The 19411-nt window shown below is 63.9% G+C and carries 12 protein-coding genes; 8 read left to right on the plus strand and 4 right to left on the minus strand.

What is annotated here, in order from left to right; all coding sequences use genetic code 11:
* Positions 1–805 precede the first annotated feature (805 nt).
* Positions 806–5794 carry a CHAT domain-containing protein gene (locus QZ656_RS00140; RefSeq protein ID WP_291991509.1) on the plus strand — a complete coding sequence of 1663 codons (4989 nt, stop codon included), beginning with the start codon at positions 806–808 and terminating at the stop codon, positions 5792–5794.
* A 129-nt stretch (positions 5795–5923) separates the two neighbouring features.
* Positions 5924–7894: a tetratricopeptide repeat protein gene (locus QZ656_RS00145; RefSeq protein ID WP_291991510.1), complete on the plus strand. Its 1971-nt coding sequence runs from the start codon at positions 5924–5926 to the stop codon at positions 7892–7894.
* Between the two features lie 42 nt (positions 7895–7936).
* Here QZ656_RS00145 and QZ656_RS00150 read toward each other — a convergent pair whose 3' ends face one another.
* The 4 genes from QZ656_RS00150 to QZ656_RS00165 all read right to left on the minus strand — a co-directional run bounded on the left by QZ656_RS00150 (position 7937) and on the right by QZ656_RS00165 (position 11116).
* Entirely contained in the window at positions 7937–8893 is a 957-nt protein-coding gene (locus QZ656_RS00150; protein ID WP_291991511.1) for a ParB/Srx family N-terminal domain-containing protein, read from the minus strand.
* A gap of 128 nt (positions 8894–9021) precedes the next feature.
* Positions 9022–9435: a cytochrome b5 domain-containing protein gene (locus tag QZ656_RS00155; protein WP_291991512.1), complete on the minus strand. Its 414-nt coding sequence runs from the start codon at positions 9433–9435 to the stop codon at positions 9022–9024.
* Positions 9432–10709 (minus strand): ferric reductase-like transmembrane domain-containing protein, encoded by a 1278-nt coding sequence (locus QZ656_RS00160; protein WP_291991513.1) that lies wholly within the window; start codon positions 10707–10709, stop codon positions 9432–9434. The genes QZ656_RS00155 and QZ656_RS00160 overlap by 4 nt, the downstream gene beginning before the upstream one ends.
* On the minus strand, positions 10706–11116 hold the full coding sequence (locus QZ656_RS00165; RefSeq protein ID WP_291991514.1) for a hypothetical protein: 411 nt from the start codon (positions 11114–11116) through the stop codon (positions 10706–10708). Before QZ656_RS00165 ends, QZ656_RS00160 begins: the two co-directional genes overlap by 4 nt.
* A 131-nt stretch (positions 11117–11247) precedes the next feature.
* Here QZ656_RS00165 and QZ656_RS00170 point away from each other — a divergent pair, with 131 nt between their 5' ends.
* The 6 genes from QZ656_RS00170 (at position 11248) to lon (ending at position 19382) form a co-directional block, all read left to right on the plus strand.
* The gene (locus QZ656_RS00170) at positions 11248–12321 is read left to right on the plus strand and encodes a Druantia anti-phage system protein DruA (protein WP_291991515.1); all 1074 of its coding nucleotides are present in this window, start codon (positions 11248–11250) and stop codon (positions 12319–12321) included.
* 38 nt (positions 12322–12359) lie between these two features.
* Positions 12360–13034 carry an ISAs1 family transposase gene (locus tag QZ656_RS00175; RefSeq protein WP_291991516.1) on the plus strand — a complete coding sequence of 225 codons (675 nt, stop codon included), beginning with the start codon at positions 12360–12362 and terminating at the stop codon, positions 13032–13034.
* Between the two features lie 519 nt (positions 13035–13553).
* Positions 13554–14897, plus strand: coding sequence for a trigger factor (gene tig / locus QZ656_RS00180; RefSeq protein ID WP_291991517.1), 1344 nt, complete (start codon positions 13554–13556; stop codon positions 14895–14897).
* A gap of 32 nt (positions 14898–14929) precedes the next feature.
* Positions 14930–15559, plus strand: coding sequence for an ATP-dependent Clp endopeptidase proteolytic subunit ClpP (clpP, locus tag QZ656_RS00185; RefSeq protein ID WP_291991518.1), 630 nt, complete (start codon positions 14930–14932; stop codon positions 15557–15559).
* 47 nt (positions 15560–15606) lie between these two features.
* Positions 15607–16881, plus strand: coding sequence for an ATP-dependent Clp protease ATP-binding subunit ClpX (gene clpX / locus QZ656_RS00190; RefSeq protein ID WP_291991519.1), 1275 nt, complete (start codon positions 15607–15609; stop codon positions 16879–16881).
* Positions 16882–16961: 80 nt separating this feature from the next.
* Complete coding sequence (gene lon / locus QZ656_RS00195) at positions 16962–19382, plus strand: endopeptidase La (protein ID WP_291991520.1); 2421 nt, start codon at positions 16962–16964, stop codon at positions 19380–19382.
* Positions 19383–19411: the final 29 nt, after the last annotated feature.

The raw sequence follows: 19411 nt of genomic DNA on the forward strand, positions 1-19411 counted from the left end.
CGGATGGAGGGATGTATGCGTGTATACAAATGGATGGCGTGGGTAGAGTTGGAAACGCGTAAAGGTTAACAAGCTGTCATATATTGGTGGCAGACACAGAGAGAAGGGAAGGAGAAAGGATGTACGGCTGAACGAATCAGAGACATGCGTAATCACTACTCAGGAAATGATGTGACTGGCGTCCACAATCATGAACACTTCACTAGCAGTTACAGGCATGGCCAGTAGTGGCAGTTATACTGCCTAGGGAAGGGAAAATGACAGTGGAGCACACAGCAACCTATATAGCCGGATAGCACCAGAGTCATCAGAGCGAAAACAGAGGACACCATAACAGAAAAATTGTCATCTGAAAAAAAACTCGCGACAATGGCGCGCCGGGATTCAGCTCATCCTGGTTTGTCGCCGTGGTCGCGTGACAGGTGGGTCATGGATTTCCAAATACGGGTGGGTGGAGGTAGCTAGATTGTACTCAGGATAAACTGCGGGATATGTTATGTACAAGGAACTACATACAAATGGCACGAACTGTTCAAATAATACGCAAAGAATGGCTGGTAGTGTACCTAGGTAAGGCCAGAAGGGGATGATCGAAAAACAAGAGAATCGCGCGGAACGCAAGACGGTCTCCAAGTGAACAAGCGGAGAGCGAATACAAAAAAATGAAGAAACATACAGGATGCAATCGGGAGGACAAATAACAGCGCAAAAAGCAAAGTGAAACAAAAGACAAAAGAAAGAGGAAAGAGGAATAGAAAAAAGAAAAACCGAGCAGCGCGCGCAGCTACGGCGCCTGGCCGGCGCGTTGGCGATCAAGAAGCTGCAGCTGCAGCGCTACGTGCGGGTGGCCAGCCCGGCGCAGGGGACGCGGCTGGCGAGTGGCAACCTCGATCTCTTCCTCTCCGGCGTGCTGACTCTGATCGGGCAGGTACCGTTCTTTTTTGGCAGTCCGTTCTTCTCGGCCTTCAAGCGGGTGGTGCTGGAAATCGCCCGCAATCGCACCAATGCCCATCTGGTGCCGGGAATCGAAGCGATGCTTCCCGATTCACCGATGGCCCGTCTGTTACGCGACGCACCGGTGCGCGCCGGCATCGAAATGGCGGTGATCGCCGGCGACAGCGAAGGCGGCAATCTGCTCAAGCGCCTGGGGGTGTTGCTGACCGATTTCCTGCTTTTCGATAATGTCGATAACGATCTGGTCGTCGACTCCGCGTCGATGTTCGCTGGTATCGCCCCGCAGGCCGGCGCGCGCGCCCTGTTCGACCGCGGCCCGGACGTTTCGCATTTCCGCTATTTCGCCAATATTGACACCCGCGCCGCCCTGCGCGACTGGCTGGTGCTCAAGGACTTGCCAGCGCTGGCCACGTTCCAGGCGCTGCCGGGCACCTTCGGTGAAGCCGAAGCCGCGGCGGCGGCACGCACGGCCGGCGTCTTGCGCGGCAGCCCGGAGCGATTGGCCGAGCTGCCGGTGCTTGTCGTCCTGCCCGGCGTCATGGGTTCGCACCTGGCGGTGGACGGCAAGGATCGCGTCTGGTTCGATCCGCTCGACATTGCCACCGGTGGCCTGGGCAAGATCGCCTGGGGCAAGTCCGGCGTCGCAGCCGAGAAGCTCTTCGACATGTTCTACGGCGACCTCTGCAACTACCTGTCGGCCAGCCACCGCGTCGAGCGTTTCGCCTACGACTGGCGGCAACCGCTCGACGTGCTGGCCGACCGCTTTGGCGAATTCATCGAGCGCCTGCTGCAAGAAACCAGGCAGCCGATTCGGCTGCTCGCGCACAGCATGGGCGGCCTGGTCGTTCGCGCCAGCATCCACAAGCATCAGGAGGTAATCAACGAGCTGATGGCGCGCGACGGCGCCCGGCTGGTGATGCTCGGGACGCCCAATCAGGGCGCCTACTCGATGGTCGAAAACCTGCTCGGCAAGGGCGATACGCTGCGTTCGCTGGTCCGTCTCGACGTCACCCATGACATGCGCGAAGTGCTGCAGATCGTCGCGGGTTTTCGCGGCGCGCTGCAGTTGCTGCCCAAACCCGGTTTCGTCGATACCTTCCAGGGGCAGGACGATGGTGGCCTCGCCGGCCAGCGTTTCGAGCTGGCCGCGACCTGGCAAGCGTATCAGGCCAAGGTCTTCGACTTCTGGTTCGGCAACGGCAAGTCGGCGACTCCCGACCAGCAGCAACTCGACGCGGCGAGCTGGCTGTGGCAACAGGATGGCCCGGCGACGCCGGCACTGCCCGCGGCCTACAAGGACAAGACGACCTACGTCTATGGCGTGGCGCGCAATACCCCCTGCGGTATTCGCGAAGAAAACGGGCGGCTGAAAATGGTCGGTACGACGCTCGGTGACGGTACCGTCACCTGGGCCTCCGGACGCATCGACAACGTCGGCAATTACTACTACCTGCCGGCCAGGCATGGCGACATGCCGTCGACCCGCGAGTATTTCCCGGCGCTTGGCGAACTGCTGCAGAGCGGTGCGACGAGTGGGCTGCTGCGCAGCCCGCCGGCGCTACGTGACGGCGCGCAGCCACAGCCGGTGCCGGTGGTCTACGACGCCGGGCCGCCGACGCTGGATGGCGGCGAGGCGGTCGCCCGCGGCCTGCTCGGCGGTTCGCCGCGCAGTCGTATCGAGGCGCGGCCGCGACGCCGGCTGCAGGTGGCAGTGCGGGCGATGGACCTGCGCTTCCTGACGCAGCCGGTGCTGCTGGGTCATTACGAGCAGGATCCGATCGCCGGTGCCGAGGCCTTGATCGATCTTGAGCTGCTCGCTGGCGACCTTGGCCAGCGCTACGACCTCGGTCTCTACGCCGGGCCGCGCGGCACCGCGACGGTGGTCTTGCGCGTCCCCAACGAGCACGAACGTCGGCGCGGCAGCCTGAGCGGCGCCATCGTCACCGGTCTGGGCGCTTACGACGGCAACCTGAGCGTCGCCGATCTCACCGAGGCCGTGCGCACCGGCGTCCTGCGCTACCTGCTGCAGGTTATCGACGTGCTCGGCAAGGAAGATCGCGAACTGCCGCTGGCGACGCTGCTGCTTGGCTACAACTCGTCGGCCAACCTGTCGGTCGCGGCTTCGGTGGAGGCCTTGCTGTGTGGCGTGATGGAGGCCAATGCGCGCTTCCACGAGACGACGCGGCTGAATATTCGAGTCGGCCGACTCGAGATCGTCGAGTTGTATCAGGATACGGCGATAGCCGCGCTGTACGCGCTGCTGCGGATGCCCGAGCGGCTCGCCGAACTGACGCGTCGCTACGGCGTGACGCTGCTCTGCCGACCGCAACTCGAGGAGGGCGAAGGGTGGCGCCGGCGCCTGTTCGACAGTGGCAAGCCGAGTTACTGGCCGCGTCTGATCGTCACCGACGCCGACCGGCAGGACGGCGACAGCGCTGGCGAGCGGCAGCCGGCGGTCCGCTGCCAGGACGGCGATGGCGCTGACCCCGGCCAGCCGGTCGCGCGGCGGCCACGCACGGCGATTGCCGAACGCCTGCGCTTCCTGTACGTCGGTCAGCGTGCGCGTGCCGAGTCGGTGGTCCAGCAACGGCAGCCGGGGCTGGTCGAGATGCTGGTGCGCCAGCAAACCCAGTCGGCGGTGTGGCAGGAGGACTTCGGCCGTGTCCTGTTCCAGCTGCTGGTTCCGCACGACTTCAAGGACGCCGCCCGACAGCTCGAAAACATCGTCCTGGTGGTCGACGATTACACCGCCAACCTGCCGTGGGAACTGATGTTCGCCGACGATCGGCGCAGCAGTGGTAAAAAACTGCCATTGGCCGTGCGCACGCCGGTGGTCCGCCAGCTCGCGGCGACGCGATTTCGTCGGCAGGTGCGCCAGGGACTTGAGCGCAAGGCCTTCGTCGTTGGTAACCCGTCGGTCGAGGGTTTCGCCGCCGCATTCCGCGACCCGCAGCAACCCGCTGCCGGCGACCCGCCGCCGCTGGCCGGTGCCGAGAGCGAAGCCTACGCGGTGGCCGGCGTCCTGCAGGGCCTCGGCTACAAGGTGGTCGAGGCGATCGGTAGCGACTGGCGCGCTGGCGACGTATTGACCCGGCTCTACCAACAGCCGTATCGCGTGGTCCATATTTCGGCGCACGGCATTTTCGACCAGTTGCACGTCGATGGCCGGCGCCGTACCGGCGTCGTGTTGTCGGATGGCCTGTTGATCACCGCCGCCGAGATCGAGGCCATGGAAACGGTTCCCGAACTCGTTTTCCTGAGCTGTTGCCACCTCGGCAAGGTTGATAGCGGCGCGGCTGGCGCGGGCAACGGCGAGCGTACCGTGCGTGACGGCAACCGCCTGGCGGCGAGCATCGCGCGTGAGTTGATCAACATCGGCGTGCGCTGCGTGGTTGTCGCCGGTTGGGCGGTAGACGACCAGGGCGCGATGATTTTCGGCAAGGCGTTCTACCAGCACCTCCTGCACGAAGGGCTGTCCTTTGGCCTGGCGGTCTTCGAGGCCAGGAGGGCGGTGTGGGAAGCGCGTCCGGACGATATCACCTGGGGCGCCTATCAGGCCTACGGCGAACCCGGCTGGCTGGCTGAACCGTCCCTGCCTGGCAAGCGCCGCGAGCAGGACGCTTATGTCTCGCCAGACGAGTTGCTCGACGAATTGGCGAGTCGCCGCGCCGGCCTGGCGCGCCGCACAACGCGGCTGACGCGGCGCGAGATAGACGCCCAGCGGGCGAGCGTCGAGCGTTTGCTGAACGAGCGTTGCCCGGCGGCCTGGCGGCCGCTGCCGGCCGTGCAGGCGGCACTGGCGATGTTGTGGGCCGACCTCGGCGACTTCGAACAGGCGCACGCCGCGTACATTGCTGCGCTGCAGGCTGAGGATCGTGGCGGCCAGGTGCCGATCCGGGCGATCGAGCAATTGGCCAACCTGGAAGCGCGGATGGGTGAAGAGTCCGGCCGGGAAGGACTCATCAAGAGCGCGCTGGAACGTTTGGCCGCTCTCGACGACATCCTCGCGGCGTCTGATCCGGCGGCAGCTGCAGTGGCTGCGGAGGCGCCGATCAACGCCGAGCGTTGCGCCTTGCGCGGCAGCGCGGCCAAGCGCAAGGCCAGCGTCTTCGCCCGCGAAGTTCTCAAAGCAAAAAAGACCCGCCCCGAAATCGACGCGGCGGCGGCGAAGGTGGTCGACGCCCTGCAACAAAGCGCGGCCTTTTATGGTCAGGGCGAAGGGCGGCCGGGGGCGCCCGATTTCCGGCCGTACAACGCTTTGAACCGCCTGGCTTTGACGGCGCTGTGCTTGCCGCCGGACGCCGATCGGCAGGCCGCCGTCGATCTGGCGCGCAAGGCCGGGCAAGCGGCCAGCGAGGCTTTTCGGCGCAGCGCCAGCGTCTGGGACGGCGTCATGAAGGCCGAGGCACTGCTCGTCGAGCGCCTGCTCGACGGCGAACTGAGGGACGCTGGCGACGCCGGTCAGCGGGCGCTCGACGACGTCGCGTGCGCCTACCGCGAGACCTTGGCGACGCTCGTCGTCAAGCCGAAGGACCTGGATTCGGTGGTCGCCCAGATCTGCCTGTTGTCCAGGTTCTGCGACGCCCGGCAGCTCGCCACCGGCGAACCCGGGTGGCAACTGGCGGCCGATCGGCTGATCGATCTGGCCGGGCAGATCGGCCCCGGCTTGTGCCAGCGCAACGATCGGCCAGCCGCCGCCGATGCCGCCGATGCCGCCGATGCCGCCGAGGTCGCCGAGGCCACCGAGGCCACCGAGGCCACCGAGGCCACCGAGGCCACCGACGAGTCGCCGGCAGGCGCTGCGGCGGGCACGCGTCAACGCGGCGCACGCAAGCGCTAGCGCACCGGGATCGGCGATCATGCGGCGCGCCGGCCGTTGGCGGGACCTGAGCAGAACGGCCGACAAGGCCAGCCAGACGCCGACGCGCCGCCGCCTTGCCGATGACCCACTTTGCCGCTGGAGCACTGCATGAAACCACACGCCTTCGTCGCCATGCCCTTTGGCCGCAAGCCGGGACACGATGGTCAGCCGATCGACTTCAATCGGGTCTACGCCGAATACATCCGGCCGGCGCTGGAACTGGCCGGCCTGGAGGTCTTCCGGGCCGACCACGAACAGCGCGCGGGCGACATCCGTGCCGACCTGTTCCAGGAGCTGCTGATCGCCGACCTGGTGGTCGCCGACCTGACGCTGGACAACGCCAACGTCTGGTACGAGCTCGGTGTCCGGCACGCGCTGCGGGCACGCGGCGTGGTGCTGGTGCAAGGGCCGCGGCGCGATCAACCCTTCGATCTGCATACCGACCGCAAGCTGCGCTACGCGCTACGCGACGGCGCGCCGGACCCGCTGACTCTGGAGGCCGAACGCGCGGCCTTGACGGCGATGGTTCGCGCGACCATGGCCAGCTCGACCCGGCGCCAGGTCAGCCCGGTTTTTCAGATGATTCCCGGCTTGCTGCAGCCGCCATGGCGGCAGTTGTTGCTGGCCGAGCACAACGAGTTTTCCGAAGCCTACGGCAGCTGGTCGCGGCGCCTCGAGATCGCGCGCCAGAAGGACCGCCCGGGCGATATCCTGGTCCTCGCCGACGAAACGCCAATGCGCGCCTTGCACCTGGAAGGCAAGCGCGCCGCCGGCAACGCGCTGCTCAAGCTCAAGCAGTACGCGCTGGCGCTCGAGCAGTTCGAGACGGCGCTTGGCATCGACGCCGACGACCAGAGCTGCCGCGAAAAGAAGGCCGTTTGCCTGGGCCGTCTGGGGCGTTATGAAGAGGCCCGGGTATGGGTCAGACAGCTTACCGACGATTACCCACGCGACCCCGAGTGCTGGGCGCTGGCCGGCGCCGTCGCGAAGGCAAACTGGAGCGCGCGGTGGCGACAGTCGGGTTTGACGCCGGCACAGATGCACGCCGCCGCGTGTCACGAGAACGCCGCGCTTGGCGCGGCGATCGAGCCCTACCACGGCGCCTTTGTCAGCGATCCGGCGCACCATGGTGCGGGCATCAATGCGCTGACCCTGCAGCTGTTGCGCCGGCACTGCGCCGGCACCAGCAGCCAAACGGTAATCGACGCGCTGCGCGGCGGCGTGTTGTGGGCCAGCCTGGCCGCGCAGGAGCGCGATAGCCAGGACTACGCGGCACGCGCCAGCTACGCCGAGTGCTGCCTGCTGGGCAATTCGCTCGACAGTGTTCGCCAGGCTTACGGCGACATGGTCGCCGCCGCCAACCGGGACTGGTTCGCTCTTGATTCGTCGCGGGAGACGCTGACGCTGCTGCGCGACGTCGATTTTCGCCCCGTCGAGACGGCCGCCGCGCTGGCCATCGTCGAGCGCGAGATGGCGCGCAGCAGTCGGCCTTTCGAGCCGCGGCTGGTGCTTCTTTTCAGCGGCCACATGATCGACGCAGCGGGCCGCGCCGAGCCGCGTTTCCCGGTCGATCGGGAAGCGCTGGCGGCCGAGAAAATAGCCCAGACGCTTGACCAGCTGGCCGTTGGCCCCGACGATCTGGCGCTGTCGCAGGCAGCCAGCGGCGGCGACCTGCTGTTCCTTGAAGCGTGTCGGGCGCGCGGCGTGCGCCTGCAACCGATGCTGCCTTTCGAGGAACCCGAGTTCATCGAGCGCTCGGTCTTGCCCGCCAGCAACGGCGAGCACTGGCGGCAGCGTTACTTCAGCCTGACCAACGACCTCGATGAGGGACCACGGATCATGCCCGCCGAACTCGGTACGCTGCCACGCGACGTGGCCGGTGCCGACCTCAACGCCTTCGAGCGCTGCAACCTGTGGTTGCTGTACACCGCGCTGGCCTGCGGCATCGACAAGCTACGCTTCGTCTGCCTGTGGAATGGCGGTGGCGGCGACGGCCGGGGTGGAACGGCGCACATGTATCAGGAGGTCAGGCGGCGGACCGGGCGGGTGAGCTGGATAGACACGCGGACGCTGTGGTGACCCTCGGGCCAGGCGCGGCAGCGCTCGACCGCGCGCTGACGATCAGTCGCAGCGCTTCGGCTGCGGAACGCCGGTCTGCGCCTGCGGATGGTAGCCAGCGCCATCGCCCAGTGCCTGCAGTGCGGCCGGTGCCGCAGCCGCCTGCATGGCCGCCGGCAGCGCCTTGACCATTTGCGCATACTGCTTGTCGAGGCACTGCCGATCGAGCGGATCTTGCTGCGAACACGCGGCTATGCCTTGCAGTTCGGTCTGTACCGCCGGGACGCTGCCGAGGTAGTGGCCCCACTTGAATTCGAGGAAGAAGACGTTGGCGGCACAGCTCGCGGCTTTGGCAAACTGCTGCTGGCAAGTCGTTTCTTCGTCGTCCTGCTCACTTCCCGGGGCGTCGCACTTGACGTAACCGCAGCTGCCACGGACCCACGCCGACAGCGTCCGCATCGGATCATCCTGCATCGCGCCGATGCTCGCTGGCAGCTGACTGGGCTTGATGTCCTGGTCGGCGGGATTCTTCAGCCAGGTATTGTTGTGCTTGACCATCAACGCCCAGAACGCATCCTCATGCAGTTCGGACCAGTCGGCGATCAGGTAGGCGAAGACCTTCTTTTCCTTCTCCTTGAGGTCGGCGTTCCAGATCGCGGCTGACAGGTGGTGGTGGTCGGTCAGGTAAAAGACGCCACCCGGGCCGCGCACCAGGGGCAGCCAACGTTTTTCTGCCTGCAGGTAGCTCTTCAGTTTGCCGGCCCTGGCCTTGGCCGTGATCTTGTCCGCCTTGCACGCGGCCGCGTCCATGCCCACGGCCGACTGCGTCGGATGCAGCGCCTTGACGGCAATGACGCAGCCTTTCTTTTTCTTCTCCTTCAGGCTGACCATGCCATCGTCCTGGTCGACGACCTCGGTGTGCTTGCCGCATTGCTCGATCTTGCGGTCGTTCCTGGCTTCGGCCGTTCCGATCAAGCCGAGCAGCAGCAATCCGGAAAGCATGATGGTGATCGCGCGCATCTCTTCACTCCTTTATTGAACCAGGATGGTGCAACGGATGGCGAGCGGCCTGGCCGGCCGCCCGGATCGCCTGCAGTATCCGGGCGCCAGCAGGGCAAGTCAAATGCGTGCGCCGGTCGCGGTGCACGTCATGGTCGCCGCAGCGTGGCGATTCGGTATCGCGCCAGCAAGCGATCAGCGCGCACCGAGTGCGCTTTGCCCTTGCCTTTGCTCCGATACGCTTGCGTCGCCTCGCGGCCGCACCAGGCGACGATGACTTCGAGCTCGCTGGGGTGTTCGGGAAGATAGTTGCTGAGGTCGTAGACTTCGCCGTCGATCGCCATCCAGCAATCGTCGATTTGCGTGTGCCGGGCGACTTCAGCGAGCGACCGAGCGTTGTCCGGCGTGCCGACCAGGGCGCCGGGAACGGCGGCATCCAGCAGCGGAGCTGGTGCGGCGGCAGCGGTGGCGTTTTCGGCCGGCAACCACAGTGGGCTGGCGGCGAAGCCGATTACGGCGAGCCAGAAAGCGAGCGTCGCGTAGATGAACAGCCGGCGCGTCATCGGAAGTCGAAGCTTTCGCAGTGGATCGCCTGGTCGGCAACGCCGCGCTGCCGCAGAGCCGGCGTGATCGCCGCCAACAGCGCCGGCGGACCACACATCTGTACCTGCCTGTCGGCGAGCCCGGACACCCGCTCGAGCACGCGAGCCAGGTCGGGCTGGTCGTCGCCGGACGCCTCGTCGAGCAATTCAAACAGACGGTCTTCGTTGGCAAGTTCGTGCAGTTCGTCGACAAAGGCGGCGTCGCTTCGCTGGCGATACAGGTAGATCAGCGTCGTTGGCTGCTGGCAGCGCTCGGCACGCAGCCTGGCGATGAACGGCGTGATGCCGATGCCGCCGGCTACCCACAGTTGCGGTGCCGTCTGTAGCGCGTCGAGAAAGTTGCCGAAGGGGCCCTCGAGACGCACCAGCACGCCTGGCTCGAGCGCCTGGATGCGGCGCGAGCAGGGGCCCAGCGCCTTGACGGTGATCCGCAAGCGGCCCGCGTGGTCGCTGGCGCTGACGGTGAACGGATGGTATTCGCCGCAGCCGCGGTAGTGGACGCCGTCGGCGAACGCGGCGAGGACGAACTGGCCTGGCGTCACCACCAGCGCCGACGCGCAGGGCGCCAGCGACGCTTCGATGGTGTCGGCGGCCGCGGTGTCGACCTGCGTCACCCGATAGGGATGGGCGCTCAGGCCAAGGTCGCTGGCCAGCAGGCGCCAGGCCAGAGCGGCCATTGCCAGGGTCAGCAGGGCGAGAAACATCGGGTCATTGCCGAGCAGTACGTAGATGTGCGTCAGGCCGAGGAGCGCGCCGGCGCCGAGGACGAAATGAAATGCGCGCCAGCGTCGGTAGGGCAGGTGTACGGCGAAAGTCGTCGTCAGGCCGAGCATCAGCAGCAGCAGTCCGCCCCAGCCCAACCACAGCGGCCACGATTGCGCACCCGGGTCGAGCGTTTGCCAGGCCAGTTGCGGCGCTTCTGCCCAGCCGTCGAGCGCCAGCGCCAGCGGGTGGCCGAGTAGCAGCAGATAGGCGACCAGGCCGCAACGATGGTGCCAGCGATAGCTCAGCTCAAGGCCGCCGAGGAGTTTCGCCAGGTGCGCCTGACGGACCATCAGCAGCAAGCTGGCGACGAGCAGGCCGCTGGCCGCCCAGCCGCTGACGATGCCGACGCTGCGCCACGGCGTCAGGCCGCCGGGGAAGGCCCAGACGACGGCGGCGAGTGTGATCGACAGCGCCGCCAGCGGCGCCACGGCGCGGCGGATCGCGGAAACCGAGGTGGCGGCGGCGGTCACTGCAGCCTGCCGCGGGCACGCAGCTTGTCACAAGCCGCTTCGCGCGGTGGCGCCAGTTCAGTCCCGGCACGATGGGCGCGCGCGGCCATTTCGGCGTGGTGAGCGTTCTGGTACGTCTTGCAGTCGTCGTAGCTTGTGAAGCGGCGCATCGTTCGCTGCTGCTCGACGCGCTCGTCGGGAGTCATGAACTGCCAGCCGTAGGTGTTCTGGCGGGCGGCGTACCAGGGACCTTCGGCGAGCGCTGCAGCGAGCAAGAGCAGCCACAGCACGCTCGCCAGCAGGGTCGTGCGCAGGAGTTTGTTGATCACATCGAGCGTCCCTGGCGTCTGTTTCTCGGCGCCGGAGTTCAGGCCTTTGCCGGCTAGCGCCGAAAATAGCTCGTCGGCCGCCGTGTCAATCATGCCCATTTCAGATCTCGCCGACAAGTCGAACAGCAACAAGCGCCAGGGTGGATTTGTCCTCTCAGGCAACGCACAGGCAATCAAGCAGTTAGTTCTTCCCCCTGGACATTCGCGCCGGAAGTCCGTATAAATGGCGCATGGAAAGCGTTCTTGGTGCATTGCGTGTTCGCTTGGTGGGCAAGAGCGAAGAGGCTCGCTATCGGGAGTTGATGGCAGAGCATCACTACCTGGGCGACCTGGCGAAGATCGGGCACACGCTTTGGTACGTGGCCACCTACGGCGAAAAGTGGACGGCCTTGCTGAGTTTCTCTGCGGCGGCCTGGAAATGCGGCGTTCGTGACCGCTGGATCGGCTGGGACTATCGGCATCAGTACGATCGCTTGGGCCTGGTCGCCAACAATAGTCGCTTTCTGATCCTTCCCGATTGGCATTACCCCAATCTCGGCTCCAAGGTGCTCTCGCTGTGCGAGCGACGGATCGCAGAGGACTGGCAGGCGCATTTCGGGAAGCCGCTGTTACTGCTGGAGACCTTTGTGGACCCCTCGCGCTTCCAGGGGACCGTCTATCGCGCCGCGAACTGGACGCCTCTGGGGCTGACGCAAGGCTTTCGCCGCACCCGAGAAGGCTACAGCGCCCACCCGACGTCGCCCAAAGTTGTCTTTGTTCGCCCCTTGCAGGCGGACGCTCGCGGCCAACTTTCCCGCTCGATACTCAACCCCCGCTATCGCACAGGAGCGCCCAGGATGATGCTCACCGCCGAACAGATGCGCACGCTTCCCGATTTCTTTACCGGCATCGCCGACCCGCGGCGCGCGCAAGGAAGACGCCATCCCCTGCCGGCCGTGCTGGCCATCGCCACGGCGGCGGCGTTGTGCGGAATGCAGGGCTACAAAGCCATCGCCGGGTGGGCCAAAGACCTCACACCGAAAGCACGCGAGCGTTTCCGCTGTCGTCGCGAGAAGGGCGTTTACCGCGTACCCAGCGAGTTCATCATTCGTGACGTCCTGATCCGCGTCGATCCCACGGCACTCGACCAAGCGTGTCAGCAGTGGAACAAGGCCTATGCTCAAGACGACCCCAGTCTGGCGGTCGACGGCAAGACCATGCGCAATGCCCATGACGAGCACGGTCAGCAAACGCACATCATGAGTGTGGTCGGGCATCAGACCGGCGTCTACCACACCCAAAAAAAGTCGGCACCTTGCCCGTAAATGGCGGGGACGAGCTCAAGCAGACCAATGAAATCGGGATGTTCATACCCCTGCTCGATGCGATCGATATTCAGGGCAAGGACATCACCGCCGACGCGCTACTGACACAGCGCAAGCTGGCGACCTACCTGGTGGAGCGCAAGGCGCACTATCACTTCACGGTCAAAGGCAATCAGCCAACACTGCAAGCCGATATCGCGCTCCTCTTCCAGGATCGGAAGGGGGCAGACTTCATGGCGGTTTCGCCACCTGACCATGGTCGGATCGAGACTCGGCGTATTTGGTGCAGCAATGCCCTCAACGCCTATCTCGACTTCCCGCATGTCGGCCAGGTGTTCTTGATCGAGCGCGAAGTGCTGCACAAGAAGAGCGGCAAGCGGACGCACGAAATCGCTCTCGGGATCACCAGTCGCCCTCCAGAACAGGCCAGCCCACAGCAAATCCTCGCCATCAATCGCGGCCATTGGTCGATAGAGAACCGCTGTCACTACGTCATCGACTGGAACTACGACGAGGACCGTAGCCGTATTCGGACTGGTTACGGACCCGAGAACATGTCACGCCTGCGCCGCTTTGCCGTCGGAATCCTGCACCACTTCTCCGACGGCAAAACCAGCATTTCCGAAAAAATGCGCCACCTCAACCGCAACATCCGATTGGTCTTCGACTACCTGCGCATGACCAAAAATTCTACAGGCCACGTATCACCTTGATCCCGGCACGAGAACAAATTTACCGTGCAACAAGCGCCGTGCCCACGCTTGAGCGCTGTCGGCGAGGGCGATTTGCGCCGCGTCTGACGCCTGGCCCGGCCGTGCGGCAGCGCCGCGTAGGAGCGGCTGACAATGCCGCTGGTCGCCGCCCGCTGCGGCCGCTGTCACGAGCGCTCGGGCGTCGGCGCCGGCCGTCAACGGGTTTCGACCCTTGGCGTATTGCTGTAGAATCTTGTGCTTTTCGTATGCAGTGCGGTGAGGTCACCGTACCGACATGGACGCGAAACCAGCCCGGAGAAGTTCCCCGATGGCGAGCTCGCCGGCCAGCGGATGTTTTGCAGGCACTCTTGAAGAACCATTGCCTTGTGCATGGCGCACTCGGCGGGTTTTGCAGGCTTGCTTGCCAGCCGCTTACCTGCCGCCTCTTCGGTCTGGCTGCCCGGCGCTGCCGGACCGTGCCAGCTCTCCCGGCCGACCCGGGGTCCACCTACCTTTCAGCCCGTATCACAAGGATTCTTAATGGAAACGAATGCTGCCAATACCGACACCGATGCACCCGCCGAAGCTGCTGTCGCAGCCGCCAACGCGCTCGAGCGGCGCATTGAGCTGTCGGTAGCCATCGCCGATCTCGAAAAAGACGTCGAGCTGCGCCTGAAGCGCCTCGGCAAAAACGTCAAGATGGCGGGCTTTCGGCCGGGCAAGGTACCGTCGCAGATTATCAGGCAGCAGTATGGCGACCAGGCGCGCAGCGATGCTCTGGGCGAGATTCTCAAGGCGCAGTTCAGCGATGCCGTGAGCGCGCAGCAATTGCGTATCGCCGGTACGCCGCAGATCGAGTCGAAGGATGGCGGCAGCACGACGCATATTGAGTTCTCGGCGGTTTTCGAAGTATTTCCCGAGATTGTTCTGAGCGCCATCGCCGATCTGCAAGTCGAGCGACCCGTCCTTGAAGTCGGCGTCACCGAAATTGACGGGACGATCGAAATCCTGCGCAAACAACGTGTCCGTTATGATCCTGTCGATCGTGCGGCGGCCACCTCTGACCGGGTGAGCATCGATTTCCTCGGCAAGAAGGACGGTGTGCCCTTCCAGGGTGGCCAGGGCCAGGACTACCAGTTTGTCCTCGGCGAAGGCCGGATGTTGCCGGACTTCGAGAGTGCCGTCATCGGTACCCGCCCGGGCGAAAGCAAGTCCTTCGAGATGACTTTCCCGAGCGAGTATTTCTCCAAGGAATTGGCGGGTCAGACGGTGACTTTCGAGATCACCGTCAAGGAAGTCGGTGAGCCGATCCTGCCGGAAGTGGATGCCGACTTTGCCAAGGCGCTCGGCGTCGAAGACGGGGATCTGGCCAAGATGCGTTCCGAGATCGAGGACAACCTGCGGCGCGAGGTCAAGAAGCGTCTGCAGGGCAAGGTCACGACGCAGGTCATGGATTCGTTGCTGCAGGCCAACCCGATCGACGTTCCCCTGGCGCTGGTCGACAGGGAAATCGAGCGCTTGACGCAACTGGCGCGCCAGGATATGGAACAGCGCGGCATGAAGGTGAAGGACGTGCCGATGCAGCGCGAGTGGTTTGTCGAGCAGGCGACGCGCCGGGTACGCCTCGGGCTGATTCTTTCCGAGATCGTCAAGCAGAACGGACTGCAGGCCAGACCGGAGCAGGTGCGAGCGCTGGTCGAAGAGTCGGCAAAGAGTTACGAGCATCCGGAAGAGGTCGTCCGCTGGTACTATGCGCAGCCTGAACGCCTCGGTGATTTCGAGAGTGAGGCGATGGAGGTCAACGTCGTAGACTGGATGCTGGCCGGCGCGCAGGTGCTTGACAAGCCAGCGGTTTTCGCTGAGTTGATGGGCCAGGCGTCCTGAATATGCAGCGGTCTGCAAGCAGAGGAGCCGAGATGAGTATTGACCACGGCAGCAACTGGAATCCGCAGGGGCTCGGTTTGGTCCCGATGGTAATCGAGCAGAGTGGTCGGGGCGAACGCGCCTACGATATCTACTCGCGCTTGCTCAGGGAACGGGTGATTTTCCTGGTCGGCCCGGTGAATGACGTCACCGCCAATCTGGTGGTTGCGCAGTTGCTTTTTCTGGAAGCCGATAATCCCGACAAGGACGTCCACTTCTACATCAACTCGCCGGGTGGCTCGGTGTCGGCTGGCCTGTCGATCTACGACACCATGCAATTCATCAAGCCGGACGTGTCTACACTGTGCATGGGACAGGCGTGTTCGATGGGCGCTTTCCTGCTTACCGCCGGGACGCATGGCAAGCGTTTCGCCTTGCCCAATTCGCGGGTGATGATTCACCAGCCGATGGGTGGCTTTCAGGGGCAGGCTTCGGACATCGCGATTCACGCCAAGGAAATTCTGTCGCTGCGCGCCAAGCTCAACGAGTTGATGGCGCAGCACACCGGACAGCCGATCGAGCGCATCGAACGCGACACTGATCGCGACAATTTCCTTTCGGCGCAGGAAGCGGCCGAATATGGTCTGATCGACAAGGTGCTGGCCAATCGGGACGCACTTTGATGTCGCGTCCAGCTAGTCTCGATACCGATCGACAGTGAGGTAGGCGAATGTCGGAAAAGAAAAGTGGCAGCGAGAAGCTGCTGTACTGCTCATTCTGTGGCAAGAGTCAGCATGAGGTGAAGAAACTGATTGCCGGGCCGTCGGTGTTCATCTGCGATGAGTGCATCGAGCTGTGCAACGATATCGTCCGTGACGAAATCGCCGGCGATCAGGGTGGCAAGGGCGCCGATGGCGATCTGCTGCCGACGCCGAAGGAAATCGCGGCCCTCCTCGACCAGTACGTGATCGGGCAGAACCAGGCCAAGCGGATTCTGTCGGTGGCGGTGTACAACCATTACAAGCGCTTGCGTCACCACGGCAAGTCCGGCGACGACGTCGAACTGGCGAAGAGCAACATCCTGCTGATCGGCCCAACCGGGTCGGGCAAGACGCTGTTGGCGCAGACGCTCGCCCGGATGCTCGACGTGCCCTTCGTGATGGCCGATGCGACGACGCTGACCGAAGCGGGTTACGTTGGCGAAGACGTCGAGAACATCATTCAGAAATTGCTGCAGAAAGCTGATTACGATACCGACAAGGCACAGCGCGGCATCGTCTACATCGACGAGATCGACAAGATCTCGCGCAAGTCGGACAACCCGTCGATCACCCGCGACGTTTCGGGCGAGGGCGTGCAGCAGGCGCTGCTCAAGCTGATCGAAGGGACGGTTGCGTCGGTGCCGCCGCAGGGCGGGCGTAAGCATCCGAACCAGGACTTCGTGCAGGTCGATACGACAAACATCCTGTTCGTTTGTGGCGGCGCCTTCGATGGCCTCGAAAAAGTCATTCGCGCGCGCTCGGAGCGCGGCGGTATCGGCTTCGGTGCCGAAGTGAAAAGCAAGGACAACAAGAAGGCGATCGGCGAGATCCTGCGTAGCGTCGAGCCCGAGGACCTGATCAAATTTGGCCTGATTCCCGAGTTGATCGGGCGACTGCCGGTGCTGGCGACGCTCGAGGAGCTGTCGGTCGCGGCGCTCGTCGAGATTCTCGTTGAGCCCAAGAACGCGCTGGTCAAGCAGTACCAGAAACTTTTCGCGATGGAAGGTGTGGCACTCGAAATACGCCCGGCGGCGATGATGGCCATCGCCAAGAGAGCGCTTGAAAGGAAGACCGGTGCGCGCGGCCTGCGTTCGATTCTCGAGTCGGTCTTGCTGGACACCATGTACGAACTGCCCGGCATGGACAATGTCTCAGAGGTCATTGTCGACGAGAACACGATCGTTGGCGACGCCCAGCCCATCCTGATCTATGCGGGGCAATCGAAGGTATCCGGCGGCAACTGATGTGCTGGCCGCGGCTGGCGGCTTGAAATATGGGTTCGTGCCACCATCTCGGAGCATGGACCTCAACCTAAAGGGCACAAATGTCTGCAACCCCCAAGTTGGCTAGCGAGCTAGTCGAACTGCCGCTATTGCCTCTGCGCGACGTGGTGGTCTTTCCGCACATGGTGATTCCACTTTTCGTCGGACGACCGAAGTCGATCAAAGCCCTTGAAGTCGCGATGGAAGCGGGCAAGAACATCCTGCTCGTCGCCCAGAAGTCTGCCGTCAAGGACGAACCCGAAGCCGAGGATCTCTACGACATCGGCTGTGTGGCCAATATCCTGCAGATGCTGAAGTTGCCCGATGGCACCGTCAAGGTGCTGGTCGAAGGCACGCAGCGTGCGCGTCTGGATGCCATCGAATCGCGCGACGAAATGTTCTTCGCGCGCACCCGCCCGGTGCTCGCCGATGATGAGGTCAATCACGAGGTCGAGGCCTTGCGGCGTGCGGTGATCGCGCAGTTCGACCAGTACGTCAAGCTGAACAAGAAAATTCCGCCGGAGATCCTGACCTCGATCGCCGGCATCGAAGAGGCGGGACGGCTGGCCGATACGATCGCCGCGCACCTGCCGCTGAAGCTCGAGCAGAAGCAGGAAGTCCTCGAGATGTTCGACATCCGCGCGCGCATCGAACGACTGCTGACGCAGCTCGAAGCCGAGATCGATATTCTCCAGGTCGAGAAGCGGATCCGCGGTCGCGTCAAGCGTCAGATGGAAAAGAGCCAGCGCGAGTACTACCTCAACGAGCAGGTCAAAGCGATCCAGAAGGAGCTCGGCGAAGGCGAAGACGGCGCCGACATGGAGGATCTCGACCGCAAGGTCAAGCTGGCTGGAATGGGCAAGGAGGGGCTCGCCAAGGCGCAGGCGGAACTTCGTAAGCTCAAACTGATGTCGCCGATGTCAGCCGAAGCGACGGTGGTGCGCAATTTCATCGAAACGCTGATTGGCCTGCCGTGGCGCAAGCGGACGCGAACCAGCAAGGACCTGGCGGCGGCCGGCAAGATTCTCGACACCGATCACTGGGGCCTGGAAAAGGTCAAGGAAAGGATCATCGAGTATCTCGCCGTGCAACAACGTGTTGACCGGCTCAAGGCGCCGATTCTCTGCCTGGTTGGTCCTCCCGGCGTTGGCAAGACGTCGCTTGGCCAGTCGATAGCCAGGGCAACCGGCCGCAAATTTGTCCGCATGAGCCTCGGCGGCGTACGCGACGAGGCCGAAATTCGTGGCCACCGGCGGACCTATATCGGCTCGATGCCCGGCAAGATTCTCCAGAACATGAGCAAGATCGGCGTCAAGAACCCCTTGTTCCTGCTCGATGAAGTCGACAAGATGGGCCAGGACTTCCGCGGCGACCCGAGTTCGGCACTGCTCGAGGTGCTCGATCCCGAGCAGAATTCGACCTTCGTCGATCACTACGTCGAAGTCGAGTACGATCTGTCGGAAGTGATGTTCGTGGCCACGGCCAATACGCTGAACATTCCGGCGCCGCTGCTCGATCGCATGGAAGTGATCAGGCTCTCGGGTTACACCGAAGACGAAAAGGTCAACATTGCGCTGCGCTATCTGCTGCCCAAGCAGATCAAGAACAACGGCCTGCGCGCCAACGAACTGACGGTCGCCGAGAGCGCACTGCGCGACATCGTTCGCTACTACACGCGCGAGGCGGGGGTGCGGTCGCTGGAACGCGACATCTCCAAGATCTGCCGCAAGGTGGTGAAGACGCTGTTGCTGCGTCGGAGCCAGCAGAAAGTCGCGGTCAGCGCGCGCAACCTGGACAAGTTCCTCGGCGTTCGTCGCTTCAATTTTGGTGTCGCCGAGCGCGAGAACCAGGTCGGTCAGGTGACCGGGCTGGCGTGGACCGAGGTTGGCGGCGAATTACTGACCATCGAGTCGGTGGTTCTGCCGGGCAAAGGCAAGACGATCACCACCGGCAAGCTCGGCGAAGTGATGCAGGAGTCGGTGCAGGCGGCGGTTTCGGTGGTGCGCAAACGCGCCGCGTCGCTGGGAATCGACCATGATTTCTACCAGAAGAGCGACATTCACATCCATCTTCCGGAAGGCGCGATTCCCAAGGATGGACCGTCGGCCGGCGTCGGGATCTGCACGGCGCTGGTGTCGGTGCTGACCGGTATCCCGGTCCGCTGCGACGTGGCGATGACCGGCGAGATCACCCTGCGTGGCGAGGTTCTGCCGATTGGCGGGTTGAAGGAGAAACTGCTGGCGGCGGTCCGGGGCGGTCTGGCGCGGGTGCTGATTCCGGAGGAGAACGTTCGCGATCTCGCCGAGATTCCGGACAACATCAAGAACAAGCTGGAGATCATCCCGGTCAGGTGGATCGACCAGGTGCTCGAGCACGCGCTCGAACGCAAGCCGGAAGCGCTGTCCGGCGAGGTGACGCCGACACCGGCGGCTGCCGGAGCGGCCGCCGACAGCCCTGGTGGGCAGGCGCTGATCACCCATTAGGGCGATTGCCGGTAGCGTTCAGAGAGCGC

Origin of the sequence: Candidatus Accumulibacter sp. ACC003 (genome assembly GCF_907163085.1) — a bacterium.
Lineage (GTDB): Bacteria > Pseudomonadota > Gammaproteobacteria > Burkholderiales > Rhodocyclaceae > Accumulibacter.

Excerpts from the sequence above, each read along its gene's own strand:
- QZ656_RS00145 (WP_291991510.1), top strand. The coding sequence starts at position 5,924 with ATGAAACCACACGCCTTCGTCGCCATGCCCTTTGGCCGCAAGCCGGGA.
- QZ656_RS00150 (WP_291991511.1), bottom strand. The coding sequence starts at position 8,893 with ATGCGCGCGATCACCATCATGCTTTCCGGATTGCTGCTGCTCGGCTTG.
- QZ656_RS00155 (WP_291991512.1), bottom strand. The coding sequence starts at position 9,435 with ATGACGCGCCGGCTGTTCATCTACGCGACGCTCGCTTTCTGGCTCGCC.
- QZ656_RS00165 (WP_291991514.1), bottom strand. The coding sequence starts at position 11,116 with ATGGGCATGATTGACACGGCGGCCGACGAGCTATTTTCGGCGCTAGCC.
- QZ656_RS00170 (WP_291991515.1), top strand. The coding sequence starts at position 11,248 with ATGGAAAGCGTTCTTGGTGCATTGCGTGTTCGCTTGGTGGGCAAGAGC.
- QZ656_RS00175 (WP_291991516.1), top strand. The coding sequence starts at position 12,360 with ATGTTCATACCCCTGCTCGATGCGATCGATATTCAGGGCAAGGACATC.
- tig (WP_291991517.1), top strand. The coding sequence starts at position 13,554 with ATGGAAACGAATGCTGCCAATACCGACACCGATGCACCCGCCGAAGCT.
- clpP (WP_291991518.1), top strand. The coding sequence starts at position 14,930 with ATGAGTATTGACCACGGCAGCAACTGGAATCCGCAGGGGCTCGGTTTG.
- clpX (WP_291991519.1), top strand. The coding sequence starts at position 15,607 with ATGTCGGAAAAGAAAAGTGGCAGCGAGAAGCTGCTGTACTGCTCATTC.
- lon (WP_291991520.1), top strand. The coding sequence starts at position 16,962 with ATGTCTGCAACCCCCAAGTTGGCTAGCGAGCTAGTCGAACTGCCGCTA.